Here is a 17,646-nt window from a genome sequence, read left to right as displayed (position 1 = left end):
TAAACCTTGCCACTTAAGCCCTTTCGGCACATCAGTCTGCAGGCAGTGGCACGCTGATCTTCCGGCCTTTTCAAGGGCAAGCGCGATAGCCGCGCCGTCAACTAGCCACAGAGGCGATCCGCGCGAAGCAAAGAGGCGGTTTATCTATTTATCTACGCGGTAGCGCATCGCGTCCTAAACGGTTCCCGCGGATCAGACGAAGTTAAAGTCCCATGCGCTCAACCCAAGCCCGGCCAGATTCGCGACGCTTTGGACATTACTAAGATGAGCAAAATCGTCGGCATGGTTATCGGAGGTGACGTAGGCCAGATTCCCTGAATTGGTTAACGGATTATAGTAAACGATAATGTCGCCGGTATGCTCATTGGAGATCGCATCCGCAGCTTGGGAGCCGTTGCTGAACGAGTTGGTGAGCACGAGGACATGCTCGCCGTTCGCGCCCGCAGCGTCGCCGCTGTAGAAGGTRTCAACTGGATGGCCAGGCCGTGAGCTGGCGTGGTTGACGAAGTTTGCGCCAAAACCGTCGCTACCCAGGCCGACCGCATCGAAGGCCAAAGTGTCGTCCGCCGGATTGAAATCCAAGATCGAGGTATTGTCGGGGTCCGGCCCGAAACGCGGGTCATATCCAGGGATCGGGTTGTGGAATTGGAACACGAACGTGTCGCTGCCTGTGCCCCCGGTCAGAAAATCCCTGCCGTCACCAACAAAGAGGGTGTCGTTACCCGGACCCCCGTAGAGCTTGTCATTATCCTCAGCAGTGATGTGCGGTCCGTCTCGCCCGTTGTCGCCGTAGAGGTAGTCATTGCCCTCCTCGCCAAACACATGATCATTGCCCGTGCCACCGAAGACTCKGTCATTGCCAGGCCCCGCCGAAATGGAATCGTTACCCCCAAGAGCGTCAATCCAGTCATTGCCGTCGGGATCTGTGATCACATCGTCACCATTGGTGCCGAAGAGGGCATTGTCGCGCGGACTACCATGGATAGCCATCAGAGACACTCCTTAATCATGCGTCCCCACGCCACCTGAACCTTTTCATATCTCTATTCAGGTTATGGGCAAAATTGATTGTTCCGATCCTACATATTTACCCGATGGATGTGTCATCCTCGGGTGCGCCATGCACCAGGTCGCGCGCGCAATGACGCGAGGCGGGTGCCAGTGGATGCCGGAAAACATCCGCGGCCCGAGGGCGTCCTGCTCTCCCGCTCGCTAGTGGAGGCCTCCGCCTTGGTATCGGTGAAACGTGATTGGAAAATTGTTTTCCAGGWAATGTGGTCATTGAGCAGGACCTTATCGAAGCCGGCGCCTTCCGCGGTGGAAGCAGGGGCAGAATGATCGTTGGTCCTTGCAGCGGTTTGACGCAACGTGGTGGAATGGCCGAGCAAAGCGATCCGGYGCGGCACTCCACAGTGCGCGGCAAGCGGCCAGGGCATTTCGATCCGCGGCAGAGATCACTCCATCTGCCCACCGGCTGCTGTCGCCAGATTTAAGAGTTGTTCCCGCCTGCGCATCAGATCACAAGCAAGCAATGGCCTAACCAAGGACCTTGGTGCTTTGAGGACGGCTACTTGAACGATGCATGGACCTCGTTTTGGAGCACGGCCGCAATGTTGGACAGACTGACCGACAAAACAACCTTCGCCGACAGCTGACGCACGTGGCCGACATCGGTCAACCTTCAGCGGAATTCGGGTAGTACCTCGTCGAATTTCGAGCGGCGAGATGTCTTTCCCCGCCAAGCGCGCAGACGATTGCGACGATCGAACGATCTGTGACAGCACGGGAAGCAATAGCTACGCGCTCACTCGCTCCGCAGGCAAAGCGATGGCCAGCAGAATGCCGAGCTCCGGCGCGAGCGCCGAGCGAAAACGGAAAACAACATGCAATGGGTCTTGMCTCATGCAGCGGTCGGACCGGGAATGCGTGGCAGGGTCTCGGCCAGAAACCGCCAGTCCTCGCGCTCGCCTTCGCCTTCGCGGCGCTTGYCAAAGAACTGGACGATCATCTTGCCATCGGCGTCGTAGGCTTCGAGCGAGGTGACGTGACCGTCCTTGGTCGGCTTGCGAACGGCCCAGATCTCGCGGACGTGATGGGTCCCGAGATGCAGGTGGAAGGTCTCGTCGAGCACATTGATCCACGGCCCGATTGTTTTGACCCACTTGATTGGACCGGAATGGATCTGGATGCAGCCACGATTGCCTACAAAGCACATGATCGGCATTTCATCTTCGGCCGCCTGTTGAAACATGGCGCCGATGGCGTCCTTTTCGAGCGCCCAAGCGTAAACCTCGCCGACCATACGCACCGCCTCGCGGCGGCTGAGCTTCAGTCGCTTCAACATGTCGAAGAACTGATGCACGTCCGTCAGCTGGCTCCAGCACTCGCGTAGATCCTGCACCGTGGTGGCTTGGTCAGGGACCTCTGCGTCATCGTTGGCTCCGCTCGCCTTGAATACTATGATCGGCTCCTGGTTCGAGGATTCCAGCTCAGCCACCAGCTTCTGATAAGCATCGAGATTTGAGGYGGGTCCGAGTTGCACCTTGTGCATCGCCTTGCCGGCGGCATCAAAGAATTGCAGGCTAYGGCTAACGTCCTTGCCATTGCGCTTCTCGACAGCAAAGCCATGCGCCCACACTTTCGGGAAGATGCGCAAGTCGATGTCGTCGCCAAGGACCAGAGCATGCTTGTTGCCGGTGACCACCTTGTCGTAGACGCCGATCTTTTCGTGCACGGCACTTTCATTGCGGGTATGCRCCACCACCTCGCCGACCGCCCCGAGGCCGGTCAGCAGATCATTGACACGCGGCTCGACACGAATTGCGCCCTGACCGCAATGCGCGGCGACCAGTTCCGCTTCCGATATACCCAGTCGGGCGGCGAGATCGTGCTCACGGATCTTAGGATTGTCTTGCTGCGCCCGCCGGATTTCGTGCGGCGATAGTCTCTCACGCTGGTCCATGTGTTAACGACCTTCATCTGCTTGTTGAGGATCRGCTGCCCCGCCGGTGGTCCGGTCGACTGAGCGCAGCGTGGTGCTTGATGCCGACCTCCTGCTCGTCCGCAGGGCGCTGCTGGCGAGAGAGCGTGATCGCCATCGAAACCGGGCGTGTCGTCTAAAGCGGCGGGGAACGGTTCCACCCGCGCAGAGCGGTTCTGACCCAGCCCTGACATGTTGCCCCAGCCCTGACATTTGGCTTGCTCCGTTCGATCGATCGCGAGGGCACTCGCAGCATGATTTTTGTCTCGGCGGTTTTTGCCGCAACCGCCAATAAGCGCCTCAAAAGTCGTGCCAATTCGCCTGAACAAGCGCAAAAAAGTTCCGCAGCTCATCAATGATTTATGTGAGAGTTCAGTGGGAACCGAGGCCGGACACTTTGTGTGACGTACTCGACAAACCCGACAGTGCGTGTCGGTTGTCCGACCTCTTTTCAGCCAACAAGATTGATAGCGCCTCTAGAGGGATCGCGGCGTGTTGAAACGGATTTTTCCTCTTTGGCACGGTCCCTGCAGCGTGATCCGCAAAGACGTCACGGATTGAGGAGATATCTTGCTATGATCACGCTCACCGACAATGCTGTTGCCGCCGTCAAGACCGCTCTTTCCCGCGCCAGCGAGCAAGCGGAGGGCTTTCGCATTATGGTCCAGACCGGCGGCTGCGCCGGGTTCAAATACATAATGGGCCTGGAGAGCGTCTCGCGCCAGGGCGATGTGATCACGGAGACAGATGGGATCAAGCTGTTTGTGGACGCAGACTCCCAACCCTATGTCGCCGGTATGACCGTCGACTTCGTCACCGGGCTCGACTCTTCCGGCTTTGTCTTCGACAACCCCAACGCGCGGGACAAGTGCGGCTGTGGCAAGTCCTTCAGTTAACTGGGGACTGTTCGGTATGAAGCCTGTCTACCTCGACAACAACGCAACGACACGGGTCGATCCTGACGTTGTGCAAGCGATGTTGCCGTACTTCACGGATCAATTCGGCAATCCTTCGTCGACGCACGCGTTTGGCTCCTCAGTCGGTGCGGCCATAAAAAAGGCGCGGCGGCAGTTGCAGGCRCTGATCGGCGCGCAGTTCGACGATGAGATCACCTTCACCTCGGGTGGAACAGAAAGCGACAATGCAGCGATCCTTTCGGCGCTCGAGGTCACGCCCGACCGAACCGAGATCGTGACGTCCGCGGTCGAGCATCCCGCCGTATTGACGCTGTGCGCGCATCTTGAACAGACTCGCTGTGTCAAGGTCCACACGGTCCCCGTGGATCGTCGTGGCCGGCTTGACCTCGACGCCTACAAGGCAGCCCTCTCRCCCCGTGTGGCAATCGTCTCGGTCATGTGGGCGAACAACGAGACCGGCACGATCTTTCCCGTGGCCGAGCTCGCTGAGTTGGCCAAGGAAACTGGCGCCCTTTTCCATACCGATGCAGTGCAGGCGGTCGGCAAGCTTCCGATGGACCTGAAATCGACCGCTATCGACATGCTGTCGCTCTCCGGCCACAAGCTTCATGGCCCCAAAGGGATCGRTGCACTTTGGATAAAGCGTGGCGTGCACTTCCGCTCGCTGATCAAGGGCGGAAACCAACAGCACGGCCGGCGTGCCGGTACCGAGAACACACCCGGTATAATCGGGCTCGGCATGGCAGCCGAACTCGCTTTGAAATTCATGGACGACGCGACCACACGGGTAAAGTCGCTGCGCGACCGCCTGGAGGATGAGATCCTCCAGCGCATCCCAAGCAGCTATGTCACTGGCGATCTGATGGAACGGTTGCCAAATACCGCAAACATCACCTTTGAACATGCCGCAAGCGATGGAATCCCACATCTGCTGAGCCGCGTGGGCATCGCCTGTTCCTCCGGCTCCGCCTGCACCTCCGGCTCAATGGAACCCAGCCATGTCCTGAGYGCGATGCAGATACCACACGCGGCAGTCCGCTTCTCGTTTGCGCGCGACAACGGCGAAGAAGACGTCGAGCGGGTGCTTGAGGTCATGCCGGCAATCGTGGAGAAGCTGCGTGACTCTCCTGGTTCTGGGTCGCGTGGGCGAAGTCCCGAAGACGTTCGATCCTGTATGTACCTGACCGGCAGCAGAACAGGCTGCCATTCATGAGCCGTGATGTCTTCCTCAACGACACGACCTTGCGCGACGGCGAGCAGGCGCCCGGTGTCGCCTTTACGACGGCGGAAAAGCTGGAGCTCGCCGAGTCTCTTGTGGCAGCCGGCGTCCCGGAGATCGAGATCGGCACGCCTATCATGGGCGCCGACGAGATCGAAGCAATTCGCGCCGCGGTCGCGCGGCGTCTCCCGGTTCGGCTGATGGCCTGGTGCCGGATGAAGGCGCGGGATCTCGATGCAGCGATCGAGAGCGGCGTCGGCGCCGTCAATCTGTCACTGCCTGCATCGGACATTCAACTTGCCGCCAAGCTCGGCCTCGATCGGGCGGGAGCGCTCCAGCTCATCGAGGATATGGTGAGGCGCGCAGCCGCCAGTGGCTTCTTCGTCGCTGTGGGCTGCGAGGATGCCTCGCGGGCTGATAGCGGTTATCTTGCCCGCGTCATCGAAACGGCTGCGCGCGCCGGCGCAAGCCGTGTCAGGCTTGCCGACACGGTCGGCATTCTCGACCCGTTCTCGACTTTCGAACTCGTCGCCCGGCTCATGGCAAAGTCTGAAATCGACCTCGAATTTCATGCGCACAACGATCTCGGCCTTGCGGCCGCCAACACGYTGGCCGCGATCCGCGCAGGTGCGCGCCATGCGTCCGTCACCGTCCTCGGGCTCGGCGAGCGTGCGGGTAATGCCGCGCTGGAAGAAGTAGCAGCCGCGATGGCTGTCATCGACGGCGCCGATACCGGCATCGAGCTGACCGCATTGCCCGACCTCGCCGCCCAGGTGGCTTGCGCCGCCCGCCGGCAGACGGCGGCTATTAAGCCGGTCGTCGGCGCCGATGTTTTCACCCACGAGTCCGGCACTCACGTCGCAGGGCTGCTGAATGACGCGCGCGCCTATCAGGGGCTCGACCCGGCACTCGTGGGCCGCTGCCGGCGTATCGTCATCGGCAAGCATTCCGGTGCCACCGCGATTGCCCGCGTGCTGAGCGAAAGCGGTCGCGATCTCGACCCGGATTTGGCAGCCGCAATCGTGGCTCGCGTCCGCCGCAAGGCGGCCGAGACCAAATCGATCGTGACAGCAACTCAACTGGTCGAGCTCTACGATGGAATGTGCAGCGAGGCACGCCTCGCGCATATCGCAGTTCCAGGCCAGGCGGGCGACGTACACAACGCACCACAGTTGTCCGACCGGGGAGAGCGCGATGAATTGTTCCGCTGACGGCCACCCCATCGATGTTACCGACATCCTCGCGCGACTGAAGGGCCTGTCGGCCGCGGAGGAGTTCTTCGCGCTCCTCGGGATCTCTTATGATCCAAAGGTGCTGAATGTCTCACGGCTTCATATCATGAAGCGCGTGGGCCAATATCTTGCCGAAGAAGATCTATCCGATCTGCCCGACCAGGTAGTCGCGGCGCGGGTACGCGCCACGTTGCAACGCGCCTATGAGGACTTCGCGAATTCCTCTCCACTCACGCACCGGGTCTTCAAGGTGCTCAAAGACCGCGATCCGAACAAGCCCGCCAGGCCGGGACGCACCTTCGTCCCGTTCGAGTCCGTACTGAAGCGGTTCCCAAAAGAATGAGAGTGACATGGTTGCGACGCGACAATGTCGAGAACCCGACACATCCGGTCGTCGTGAACACGCCCCTGGGAGGAATCCACGGAGCCTCCAGCAATAGGAGGACGCAAAACGATTTGGCACGAATAGTGCTGCCAACCAGATCAGACCCGCACCCGGTTAAAAGCCCAAAGGACCGCCAATGCACATCGTAGTCTGCATCAAGCAAGTGCCGGACTCGGCGCAAATACGCGTCCATCCCGTCACGAATACGATCATGCGCCAGGGTGTGCCTACCATCATCAATCCTTACGACCTGTTCGCCCTCGAAGAAGCGCTCAGACTGCGCGACAACTACGGCGGCGAGGTCTCCGTCCTCACTATGGGTCCGCCCATGGCAGAGGACGCCTTGCGTAAGGCCCTCGGTTACGGCGCCGACCGGGCAGTGCTGTTGACCGACCGCTACTTTGCCGGCTCCGACACGCTGGYGACCTCGTACGCTCTTTCCCAGGCAATCGCGAAGGTTGGCGAGACGTTCGGCACTCCAGACATCGTTTTCACCGGCAAGCAGACGATCGATGGAGACACCGCCCAGGTCGGACCCGGCATCGCCAAGCGCCTCGATCTCATTCAACTCACCTACGTCGCGAAGATCCCCTCCGTTGACCTTGATGCCCGCGAGATCAAGGTCGAGCGCCGCTGTGAAGGCGGCGCGCAGATGCTAAAGAGCAGGCTGCCTTGTCTCATCACGATGCTGGAAGGCACAAACGAGATCCGTCGGGGCTCGCTCGAGGACGCCCTGTACGCCGCGCGCAGCCAAGTCCTGAGATGGAGTGCGGCCGACGCCGGCATTGATGACCTCACCAGATGCGGCCTGCGCGGCTCTCCGACGGTCGTCAAGCGCGTTTTCGCCCCTACAGCGCGGGCGGAAAAGGCGGCACTTATCGAAACCCCCGAGAGGAATTTGCGTGATCTTGCTGACGAACTTATCGCCGCAATCTTAACCCGCGGGCCAGCGCTGGAACAGGAACTCGCCTTCAACGGCGGTGAATGACGGCAAGGAGAGACGATGTCGAGCGCGAATCGAGAAGCCCCTCGCCCTGCCTCCGGCCGTGCCGGCACAAAGAAGGAGCTGCCCGACCATTTCAAAGACTATCGCCACGTTTGGGTCTTTATCGAGCTCGAGCGCGGTCAGGTCCACCCGGTATCGTTCGAACTGCTCGGTGAAGGCCGCAAGCTCGCCGACAAGCTTGGCGTCGAGCTTGCGGGGATCGTGCTCGGACCGCCAGGAGAGACCACCCAGTCTGCGGTAGCCGAGGCCTTCGCTTATGGCGCCGATCTTGTCTACAACGTCGAGGCGCCGCTGCTTGCCGACTATCGCAACGAGCCTTTCACCAAGGCGATGACGGATCTGGTCGATGCCCATAAACCCGAGATCCTGCTTCTCGGGGCGACCACACTCGGCAGGGACCTTGCTGGTTCGGTCGCAACAACCTTGAAGACAGGGCTCACGGCCGACTGCACCGAACTCGACGTCGATACGGACGGTTCGCTCGCTGCGACCCGTCCAACGTTCGGCGGTTCCTTATTGTGCACGATCTACACGCTCAATTACCGGCCGCAGATGGCAACAGTGCGACCGAGGGTCATGCCCATGCCGCAGCGGATGGATAAGCCGGTCGGCCGTGTCATCCGGCACAAGCTATCGGTAGCCGAGGATGACATCGTCACCAAAATCCTCGGTTTCCTGCCGGATAGCCAGTCTGGAWAGGCCAATCTTGCCTATGCCGACGTTGTGGTTGCAGGAGGCCTCGGTCTAGGCGCGGCGGAGAACTTGCAGCTTGTGAAGGATCTCGCGCGAGCAATCGGCGCCGAGCATGGCTGTTCGCGCCCGTTGGTCCAAAAGGGCTGGCTGTCGGCTGATCGGCAGATCGGCCAAACAGGCAAGACCATCCGGCCGAAGCTTTACATAGCGGCTGGAATTTCCGGCGCCATCCAGCACCGGGTTGGCGTCGAAGGGGCGGATCTCATCGTGGCTATCAACACCGACCCGAACGCKCCGATTTTCGATTTCGCCCACCTTGGGATCATCACCGACGCGATCCGCTTCCTTCCCRCACTGACGGAGGCCTTCACGCGGCGGCTGTCGCCCCACAGTCGCGATAAGCTTGCGAACTAGGGAGCTGGACATGATCAAGGAAAAATTCGACGCCATCGTTGTTGGGGCCGRCATGTCCGGAAACRCTGCTGCTTACACCATGGCAAGCCACGGCCTGAACGTGTTGCAGTTGGAGCGAGGTGAATATCCGGGCTCCAAGAATGTTCAGGGTGCAATCATGTACGCGAACATGCTGGAGGAGATCATCCCGGATTTCCGGGATGATGCGCCTCTCGAGCGGCATTTGGTCGAACAGCGGCTTTGGGTGATGGACGATACATCCCACACCGGGATTCACTATCGGTCGGACGACTTCAATGAGGCCAAGCCCAACCGCTATACGATCATTCGGGCCCAGTTCGACAAATGGTTTTCGYGTAAGGTGCGCGAGGCCGGTGCGACGGTTCTGTGCGAGACGACCGTGACGGAACTCGTGCGCGATGCCAAGGACAAGGTGGTCGGCGTCCGCACCGACCGGATCGGCGGAGAGATTTTCGCGGACGTTGTCGTTCTCGCAGAAGGTGTCTGCGGACTGCTCGGCACGCGCGCCGGGCTTCGCGAGATGCCGAGGCCGAAATCCGTGGCGCTCGCCGTCAAGGAAATGCATTTCCTGCCTGAAGAGGTCATCGAGCAGCGGTTCGGCCTCAAGGCCGGTGAAGGGTGCGTGATCGAGGCCGTGGGTACGATCTCCCGCAGCATGGCCGGGCTCGGCTTCCTTTACACCAACAGAGAGTCGATCTCACTGGGCATCGGCTGCCTTGTTTCCGATTTCGCTGCGAGCATGGAGAGCCCATACGTCGTACTCGACACGTTAAAAAATCATCCTTCGATCCGGCCGCTAATCGCGGGCTCAGAGGTGAAAGAATATGCCGCGCATCTCATTCCCGAAGGTGGCTACAAGGCGATTCCGCAGCTTTTTGGCGACGGTTGGGTGGTGGTCGGCGATGCCGCGCAATTGAATAACGCCGTCCATCGCGAGGGTTCGAACCTCGCCATGACCTCTGGCCGCATCGCGGCTGAGGCAATCGTGCAGGTCAAGAGCCGCAAGCGTCCCATGACCAAACAGAACCTTGCTCTCTACAAGACCATGTTAAACAAGTCTTTCGTGATCAAAGACCTGAAGAAATACAAAGACATGCCGGACCTGCTCCACACAAATTCACGAAATTTCTTTACCACCTACCCGCAGCTGATGTCGCAGGCGGCCCAGAACTTCATGCGGGTCGACGGCACCCCGAAACTCGACAAGGAAAAAGCGACCACTACTGCCTTCATCAAGGCGCGTTCGCGCTGGGGGCTGCTGAGCGATATGGTCCGCCTGACATTTGCCTGGCGCTAGGAGAGACGAGATGACAATCGCAGCGTCACGCATCGAGGAGAAGCTCTACCAGAATCGCTACTTGGTCGATTCGGGGCGTCCGCATATCAAAGTGCGACGACACCAGAAGCCCAGCGCCAACCTGCTCGCGTTGACCCGCGTCTGCCCGGCCCAATGCTATGAATTGACCGACGAGGGCCAAGTGGAGATCACCGCCGACGGTTGCATGGAGTGCGGCACCTGTCGGATACTGTGCGAGGCCAGTGGTGAGATCGAGTGGAATTATCCGCGGGGCGGCTTCGGTGTCCTTTTCAAGTTCGGATGACCCATGCACGCCGGCGCCATTGCCAGAGCCGATACCTGGACGCGACAGCAACATGACAATTTGCAATTGAACAGGGGCTCGTGAATACTAGGATATCGCGAGTCGAAAGAAAGGCGCTTTGGGAGGGRCACCTTACAACCCCTGAGGTGTTTCCATGGGTCAAGTAATGCGGGATCGGGAGCACAAGGTAGGGCTTCGCGACGCACGGGCACCTATCAAAGCCATGCACGAGCCGAACATCCCGATCAGGGGAATCTACGAGATATCCGAGATCCTGACCGCTCCCACGCAGCTGGAGATCACGCTTGYCAATGTCGTCAACGCACTCTCCTCGTTTGTRCAAATGCGTCATGGAGCAATGGTCGTCCTGGACGCGGAAGGAGAGCTGGAGATTGCCGCAACCGCCGGCAACAACCACGAACGTCAATCAGAGTGGCGCAGCGTCATACCGCAGGCCGTGGTAGACCGGATCGTCGCTACGGGGACGCCGCTCGTCGTACACGATGTCAGCAAGTCCGAACTGTTTCAGGCTGATCTTCCAACGGCTTCGAGTCGCGCCACCATGGCGGTTACCTTTATCGGAGTGCCAATAGAGGCCGAGGATGAAATCCTCGGTACACTGTCGATCGACCGTGTCCGGGACGGCGCCGCCAGCGTGCGTTGCGACGAAGACGTACGCTTCCTGACGATGGTCGCCAACCTTGTCGGCCGCACCATCCGCCTCCATCGCAGCCTGAGCACAGATGGTCAGCGGCTTGTCGAGGAGCAACGGAGACCGGAGAAATCGGTCGACGAGAAAGAGACCCGCCCTGCCCGGCATTCGCATGTCAAAATCGACGGGATCATCGGGGAAAGTCCCGCACTCAAGCAGGTGCTTGAAACCGTCGCGGTCGTGGCAAGGACCAATTCTACCGTGCTGTTGCGGGGTGAAAGCGGCACCGGCAAGGAATTTTTTGCGCAGGCCATCCATAAGCTTTCGCCTCGCAGCAAGAAGGCTTTCGTCAAATTGAACTGCGCCGCACTGCCTGAAAGCGTTCTGGAATCGGAGTTGTTCGGGCATGAAAAGGGCGCCTTCACCGGGGCTGTCGCGCAGCGCGCCGGCCGTTTCGAATTAGCGAATGGCGGAACCCTGTTGCTCGACGAAATCGGCGAGATTTCGCCTGCCTTCCAGGCAAAGCTGTTGCGCGTCTTGCAGGAAGGCGAGTTGGAGCGCGTCGGCGGCACCAGGACGCTAACAGTCGACGTCCGGCTCATATGCGCCACCAACAAGGACCTCGAGACGGCTGTCGTGAACGGAGAGTTCAGGGCCGATCTTTACTATCGCATCAATGTGGTGCCAATCATGCTGCCACCGCTCAGAGAGCGACCTGGCGATATTCCACGCCTTGCGAAGGCCTTCCTCGATCGATTCAATAGCGAGAACCATTGCGAGCTCGCCTTCGCGCCGCCGGCGCTTGACCTGATCTCGCAATGCTACTTCCCTGGCAACGTCCGTGAGCTGGAAAACTGCGTTCGAAGGACGGCCACTCTTGCGCGTTCAAGTACGATCRCCACTTCAGATTTTGCCTGCCAGAATAGCCAATGCCTGTCTTCCCTCCTCTGGAAAGGAGCCGACCGTGCAAACAACGGCTATRCCAGCGATGAATTCGGCCGCAACAGGATGCCGGTTGAAATGCCGCTGGGAGATAGGCGCTTCGGCGCCCCCGAGGGCGCAGCGGTGCCCGTCAACGGCCGCGGTCCGAACGATCCTGCCTCAGGTGCACCAGGCATGCGTGTGACCGATTACGACCGGCTGATCGACGCGATGCAGAAGGCCGGCTGGGTTCAGGCCAAGGCTGGGCGTATCCTCGGCCTCACGCCACGGCAAGTCGGCTATGCCCTGCGTCGGCATGGTATCGAGGTGAAGAAGTTCTAGAAGCCTGCGACGTCGAACGGTCAGGCCTCCTCGCGCCGTGTGCGAGTGGTGCCTTTGAGACGCCACTCGACGCGACGCATGTTGAAGCGCGGGAGCTACGTCATCGGTTTCTCTTTCCCGGGGCTGCCCAGGGGCATCCGCACTCAGATGTCGGCGGATCCAAGGAAGAAAAGAATGTCAAACATGATGAAGGCGCTGGTGAAGGCCAAGGCTGAGCCGGGCATCTGGATGGAAGAGGTGCCGGTGCCGGAGATCGGCCCCAACGACGTGCTGATCAAGGTCAGGAAGACCGCGATCTGCGGCACCGACGTCCACATTTATAACTGGGACCAGTGGGCGCAGAAGACGGTGCCGGTGCCGATGGTGACTGGTCATGAATTCGTCGGCACCGTCGCCGATTTCGGCGCGGCGGTCACCGAGTACAAGGTCGGCCAGCGCGTCTCGGGCGAAGGGCATATCGTCTGCGGTCACTGCCGCAACTGCCGCGCCGGACGAGGGCATCTATGCCGCAACACGCTGGGCGTCGGCGTCAATCGGCCCGGCGCCTTCGGYGAATACATGGCGATCCCGCAGCACAACGTCGTGCCGATCCCCGATGACGTGCCGGACGAGATCGCGGCAATCTTCGATCCACTGGGCAATGCGGTGCACACCGCACTGTCCTTCGACCTGGTCGGTGAAGACGTGCTGGTCACCGGCGCCGGTCCGATCGGCATCATGGGCGCGCTGGTGGCGCAGTGCGTCGGCGCGCGAAAAGTCGTCATCACCGATATCAATCYGGTCCGGCTGGAACTGGCGCGCAAGCTCGGCGTGCAGCATGTCGTCGACGCCTCGAAGGAAAAGCTGCGCGACGTCATGCCTTCGATCGGCATGAGCGAAGGGTTCGATGTCGGGCTGGAGATGTCGGGCGCCGCACCCGCCTTCCGCGACATGATCGACACCATGAACAATGGCGGCAAGATCGCCATTTTGGGCATCGCGCCCACCGGCTTCGAGATCGACTGGAACAAGGTCATCTTCAAGATGCTGCATCTRAAAGGCATCTATGGCCGCGAGATGTTCGAGACCTGGTACAAGATGATCGCGCTCGTTCAGGGGCCGCTGGACGTGTCGGGGCTGATCACGCACCGCATTGGGATCGACGATTTTCAGGTAGGGTTCGATGCGATGCGGAGCGGCAGCTCGGGCAAGGTGGTGATGGATTGGTAGGCGTTATGCCCCCGTCAAGCCTTGGTACTGCCAGCGCCACACCGTCAGACGTTCGTTTGGGATTGAATACTGTCGGATAGTGATGCTCGTTTAGCGTTCGACGAAGGGTCCAACCCCGCCTTCCTGATAAACTCGCACTCCRCACCGGAGATCAAATGGACGCAGAGGATTAACGTCATCGTTGTCAATGGTCAGCGCCTCGGCAATATGCTTGTCGGCGCTTCGCTCGAAGCAGCGCGGCGGTGATACAGGTGGTGCACAGGAACCCCTCGTGGACAGCTTCAATCCGAGTAAGTTGAGCCCTGTCGATAGCGCCCKGGCCCATCTGCTCTTGTTCAGTCACAAAAATCCCCCTTGGCCAGGTTGTTGATCGATCCTGCAGGCTCAGGGCAGCCGATCGTCCCGGAGAACTCGCTGCAGCTCCCGATCGGCATCGCGCTGGCGATCCGCCTCTAGRTAGACCTTAGAGAAGGCCTCCAATGGCCAACCATGTTTTATGCAGCTTTTATGCTGGCAGTCCAATCGGCCGYGCACTATCCGCTTTGGAAGACCGCGCCCAATCTCGGCGACCATAAGCCTGCGCTCGGCCAGTATCGCTGGAACCCGGTGCCGCTGTGGAGCGAGCCGGCCTGTTCAAGTCGCAAGCCCGACAAAAATGTGACGTAACGAACAGGCGGAATCGTGCATGAAAGCCAACATATTGAACTGAAAACCGCGTTTTTGAGCTGGCACAACTTTTGCGGTTTGAACTGCGACGTCCACTCAGGAACGGAGCCGTTCATGTCTCTACCGACGATTTCGCTTGAGAGTTTGGTCAGCACTAAATCCTTCGACCAGTTGCTGGCCACCGCGAAATCCGCCGGTTGCGCATCTTCATCCTGCGGCTCGTCCGCAAAGCCGGACGAGATGGACTCCGCTGTCTGGGAGAAGATCAAGGACCATCCATGCTATTCCGAAGAGGCGCACCATTATTTCGCGCGCATGCATGTGGCGGTCGCGCCAGCCTGCAACATCCAGTGCAACTACTGCAATCGCAAATATGACTGTGCCAATGAGAGCCGACCCGGGGTCGTCTCGGAAAAGCTGACTCCAGACCAGGCGCGACGCAAGGTGATCGCGGTGGCCAACGAAGTGCCCCAGTTCTCGGTGCTCGGGATCGCCGGGCCGGGCGACGCCTGTTACGACTGGAAGAAGACAAAGGCAACTTTCGAACGCGTCGCCACGGAAGTCCGCGACATCAAGCTGTGCATCTCCACCAACGGTCTCGCGTTGCCGGATCATGTTGCGGAGCTTGCTGACATGAATGTCGATCATGTGACAATCACCATCAACATGGTCGACCCCGAAATCGGCGCAAAGATCTATCCTTGGATCTTTTACAACCATCGCCGCCACACCGGCATCGACGCTGCCAGGATCCTGCACGAGCRGCAGATGTTGGGCCTGGAGATGCTGACCGCGCGCGGCATCCTCACCAAGATCAATTCGGTGATGATCCCCGGCGTCAACGGCGAACACCTGATCGAGGTCAATAAATGGGTAAAGGAGCGCGGCGCGTTCCTGCACAATGTCATGCCACTGATTTCCGACCCAGCGCACGGTACGCATTTCGGCCTGACCGGGCAGCGCGGCCCAACTGCGTTGGAACTGAAGACGCTTCAGGATCGCCTTGAAGGTGGCGTCAAGCTGATGCGCCATTGCCGGCAGTGCCGGGCCGACGCTGTCGGYCTGCTTGGYGAGGATCRTGGCCAGGAGTTCACGATCGACCAGATTTCGGACGACATCACCTACGACGCCAGCAAACGCAACGCCTATCGGGAGGTGGTCGCGCGCGAGCGCGGCGATCACGTGGCAGCCAAAAGCCAAGCGGTCGAGACGGTCAAGGCAACGGGTTCGGGCAAATCGCTCCACATCGCTGTGGCGACCAAGGGCGGCGGCCGGATCAACGAACATTTCGGCCATTCGAAGGAATTCCAGGTTTATGAGGTCTCTCACAGGGGGATCAGCTTCATCGGGCATCGCAAGGTCGAGCAGTATTGCCTCGGCGGCCGGGGCGCGGACGCCACCCTCGAAGGCGTCATAGCTGCGCTCAAAGGCATCGATATCGTGCTGTGCGCCAAGATCGGAGATTGCCCCAAGGATCAGCTCGCGGAAGCTGGAATCCGGGCAATGGATGTTTATGGCTACGACTACATCGAGACCGCTATCAGCGCGCTTTACGCCGCCGAGTTTGGGAGCGAACCACTGGCGGCGACGGCTTGAGCGTCTCGTCCCAACCGAATCAGGAGTTGAGAAATGGCCTTCAAGATCATCGCCTCGCAATGCACGCAATGCGGTGCCTGCGAGTTCGRATGTCCATCGAGCGCGATCAAATTCAAGGGCGAGATCTATGTGATCGATCCGAAGAAGTGCACCGAGTGCAAGGAGGCCTTCGACACCCAGCAATGYGCCTCGGTATGCCCGGTGCCGGGGACCTGCATTCCCGCCTAACCCACTCGGGTTAGCGGAACGGTCGGGGTCGCTTCCGGACCACGCCATGACCTCCTTTATTAACGAACTGAAGCCGCAAGGAAGGAAGAAAGGGGATGGGCCTCGGACGCGAACAGGAGGTCGAGATCCGCAAGCCTCCGCGATTTATGCCGGGCGAGCGGGTCCGTGCCACACGCCACATAAGGAATGACGGCACCTATCCCGGTAGGGAGATAGGCGCAAACCTCGTGCGGAAGGGCGATGAAGGCTATGTGCGCGACATCGGCACCTTTCTCCAGCAGTTCTACATCTATGCGGTCGAATGGTTCGATCGCGGCACCGTCGTTGGCATGCGCGCCTACGAACTGATCAGCCTCGACAAATCCGGGGATCCTTGTGCCGAAATCACTTGTGGTCACTAGAAAGGGAACAGGCCGATGAAGGTTATGATCCGCAAGACCGACGCCGGCCTATCGGCGTATGTGCCCAAGAAGGATCTCGAAGAGCCGATCATCGGCGTCGAGAATGAAGAGCTATGGGGAGGGTCTATAACGCTCAGGAACGGCTGGCGGCTCGTTCTGCCCGACCTTCCGCGAGATACACCTTTGCCGATCACYGTCGAGGCAAGAAAGATCTCCGACGAGGATTGATGCCGCAGGTCGGCACCTGAGAGCGTCAACGGGAACCGAGCAWGAATAAGATCCTCGCCTTGGGCCATCTCATGATCAACCGGGACAGTCATGCCGCCAAGCAGCTTAAACTGCTGAAGAAGGCTCTCTGCGCCGATGAGATCATCCCGTATCTGGGTCCCGACCTGCTTCGGCTTAGGTACGAGGAACCACCGGTACCGCACACGCCGCAAGCCGTTGCCGCAGCATTCAACGCGCGGGCGCCCGCTCCTTCCAAGATTCGAACCAATATGTGGTCGGTCGCCCAATTCATCGAGCAGCGCCGGCATCGGCGGACGCTCCAAGCCTGGATGGCTGAGATATTCGCAGGCCCAGTGGCGCCGACCGTTTTCCATGCCTGGCTCGCGACACTTCCCCTCTCGCTGATCGTCGATAGCTGGTACGATGGCGCCATGCGCGCGGCCTTCATAGACACCGGCCGCACTGATGTCGTCGAAATTCAAGGCGTCACGCGGGCGCACGCAGTTGGCGACGTTTGGACGAAAACGTACGATTTGTCTGGAACGGAACTCCAACCAGAATCGGCGGCAACGACAGTCCTCTATACCCCGCACGGCAGCATCAAGCCGGCGGCAAACTTCCTTATCGCAGATTCGGATTACGTCGAAGCGCTAACCGAAATCGATATCCAGACTCCGATCCCGCGCGCCGTGAAGGAGCGGYGCACCAAGCGCGGCTTCTTCTTCTTCGGCTGCCGGTTCGACGACCAAATGCTGCGCACCTACGCCAGACAGGTCATCAAGCGCTCAAGCGGCCCGCACTTCGCGGCTATTGAGTCGGCAACGCTGACCAAAAACGAACGCCGCTTCCTTGCAGCAAACGCAATCATGGTCATAGACATGCCGGCAGCCGAAGCCGCGGCTCAACTGGTTGGGACAGGCGTCTAGCAGATGACA

General features: G+C 59.9%; 18 protein-coding genes. 16 read left to right on the top strand and 2 right to left on the bottom strand.

What is annotated here, in order from left to right; all coding sequences use genetic code 11:
- Positions 1-192: 192 nt before the first annotated feature.
- Entirely contained in the window at positions 193-990 is a 798-nt protein-coding gene (locus LCM4576_RS25145) for a calcium-binding protein (RefSeq protein ID WP_071035227.1), read from the bottom strand.
- 910 nt (positions 991-1,900) lie between these two features.
- Entirely contained in the window at positions 1,901-2,962 is a 1,062-nt protein-coding gene (locus LCM4576_RS25140) for a hemin-degrading factor (RefSeq protein ID WP_071035226.1), read from the bottom strand.
- Positions 2,963-3,555: 593 nt separating this feature from the next.
- Between LCM4576_RS25140 and LCM4576_RS25135 the strand changes: the two genes are divergently transcribed.
- The 16 genes from LCM4576_RS25135 to LCM4576_RS25065 all read left to right on the top strand — a co-directional run bounded on the left by LCM4576_RS25135 (position 3,556) and on the right by LCM4576_RS25065 (position 17,637).
- Positions 3,556-3,876 carry an iron-sulfur cluster assembly accessory protein gene (locus tag LCM4576_RS25135; protein ID WP_071035225.1) on the top strand — a complete coding sequence of 107 codons (321 nt, stop codon included), beginning with the start codon at positions 3,556-3,558 and terminating at the stop codon, positions 3,874-3,876.
- 16 nt (positions 3,877-3,892) lie between these two features.
- On the top strand, positions 3,893-5,110 hold the full coding sequence (gene nifS, locus LCM4576_RS25130) for a cysteine desulfurase NifS (RefSeq protein WP_071035224.1): 1,218 nt from the start codon (positions 3,893-3,895) through the stop codon (positions 5,108-5,110).
- Positions 5,107-6,327: a homocitrate synthase gene (gene nifV / locus LCM4576_RS25125; RefSeq protein ID WP_083361517.1), complete on the top strand. Its 1,221-nt coding sequence runs from the start codon at positions 5,107-5,109 to the stop codon at positions 6,325-6,327. Before nifS ends, nifV begins: the two co-directional genes overlap by 4 nt.
- Entirely contained in the window at positions 6,311-6,691 is a 381-nt protein-coding gene (gene nifW / locus LCM4576_RS25120) for a nitrogenase stabilizing/protective protein NifW (protein WP_071035223.1), read from the top strand. Before nifV ends, nifW begins: the two co-directional genes overlap by 17 nt.
- A 178-nt stretch (positions 6,692-6,869) precedes the next feature.
- On the top strand, positions 6,870-7,721 hold the full coding sequence (locus LCM4576_RS25115) for an electron transfer flavoprotein subunit beta/FixA family protein (protein ID WP_071035222.1): 852 nt from the start codon (positions 6,870-6,872) through the stop codon (positions 7,719-7,721).
- A gap of 15 nt (positions 7,722-7,736) precedes the next feature.
- Positions 7,737-8,846: an electron transfer flavoprotein subunit alpha/FixB family protein gene (locus tag LCM4576_RS25110; protein WP_071035221.1), complete on the top strand. Its 1,110-nt coding sequence runs from the start codon at positions 7,737-7,739 to the stop codon at positions 8,844-8,846.
- Positions 8,847-8,856: 10 nt separating this feature from the next.
- Positions 8,857-10,164, top strand: a complete 1,308-nt coding sequence (locus tag LCM4576_RS25105; protein WP_071035220.1) for a nitrogen fixation protein FixC — start codon at positions 8,857-8,859, stop codon at positions 10,162-10,164.
- Between the two features lie 10 nt (positions 10,165-10,174).
- Positions 10,175-10,468: a ferredoxin family protein gene (locus LCM4576_RS25100; protein WP_040971434.1), complete on the top strand. Its 294-nt coding sequence runs from the start codon at positions 10,175-10,177 to the stop codon at positions 10,466-10,468.
- 223 nt (positions 10,469-10,691) lie between these two features.
- A complete protein-coding gene (gene nifA, locus LCM4576_RS25095; protein ID WP_244510919.1) occupies positions 10,692-12,383 on the top strand; it encodes a nif-specific transcriptional activator NifA in 1,692 nt (563 codons plus the stop codon).
- Positions 12,384-12,557: 174 nt separating this feature from the next.
- On the top strand, positions 12,558-13,592 hold the full coding sequence (gene tdh / locus LCM4576_RS25090; protein ID WP_071035242.1) for an L-threonine 3-dehydrogenase: 1,035 nt from the start codon (positions 12,558-12,560) through the stop codon (positions 13,590-13,592).
- Positions 13,593-14,099: 507 nt separating this feature from the next.
- Positions 14,100-14,258 carry a hypothetical protein gene (locus tag LCM4576_RS36600; RefSeq protein ID WP_157901236.1) on the top strand — a complete coding sequence of 53 codons (159 nt, stop codon included), beginning with the start codon at positions 14,100-14,102 and terminating at the stop codon, positions 14,256-14,258.
- A gap of 114 nt (positions 14,259-14,372) precedes the next feature.
- The gene (gene nifB / locus LCM4576_RS25085; protein ID WP_071035218.1) at positions 14,373-15,854 is read left to right on the top strand and encodes a nitrogenase cofactor biosynthesis protein NifB; all 1,482 of its coding nucleotides are present in this window, start codon (positions 14,373-14,375) and stop codon (positions 15,852-15,854) included.
- Positions 15,855-15,887: 33 nt separating this feature from the next.
- Complete coding sequence (locus tag LCM4576_RS25080) at positions 15,888-16,082, top strand: 4Fe-4S dicluster domain-containing protein (protein WP_071035217.1); 195 nt, start codon at positions 15,888-15,890, stop codon at positions 16,080-16,082.
- A 95-nt stretch (positions 16,083-16,177) separates the two neighbouring features.
- Complete coding sequence (locus LCM4576_RS25075) at positions 16,178-16,483, top strand: nitrogen fixation protein NifZ (RefSeq protein ID WP_071035216.1); 306 nt, start codon at positions 16,178-16,180, stop codon at positions 16,481-16,483.
- 15 nt (positions 16,484-16,498) lie between these two features.
- Positions 16,499-16,711, top strand: a complete 213-nt coding sequence (nifT, locus tag LCM4576_RS25070) for a putative nitrogen fixation protein NifT (RefSeq protein WP_040971429.1) — start codon at positions 16,499-16,501, stop codon at positions 16,709-16,711.
- Between the two features lie 71 nt (positions 16,712-16,782).
- The gene (locus LCM4576_RS25065; protein ID WP_071035215.1) at positions 16,783-17,637 is read left to right on the top strand and encodes an SIR2 family protein; all 855 of its coding nucleotides are present in this window, start codon (positions 16,783-16,785) and stop codon (positions 17,635-17,637) included.
- The last annotated feature ends 9 nt before the right edge of the window (positions 17,638-17,646 follow it).

It is taken from the genome of Mesorhizobium sp. LCM 4576, assembly GCF_001854815.1.
In the GTDB taxonomy this organism is placed as follows: domain Bacteria; phylum Pseudomonadota; class Alphaproteobacteria; order Rhizobiales; family Rhizobiaceae; genus Mesorhizobium; species Mesorhizobium plurifarium.
The sequence above is the reverse complement of the archived record's forward strand: the minus strand, read 5'-3'. Positions and strand labels throughout refer to the sequence as shown.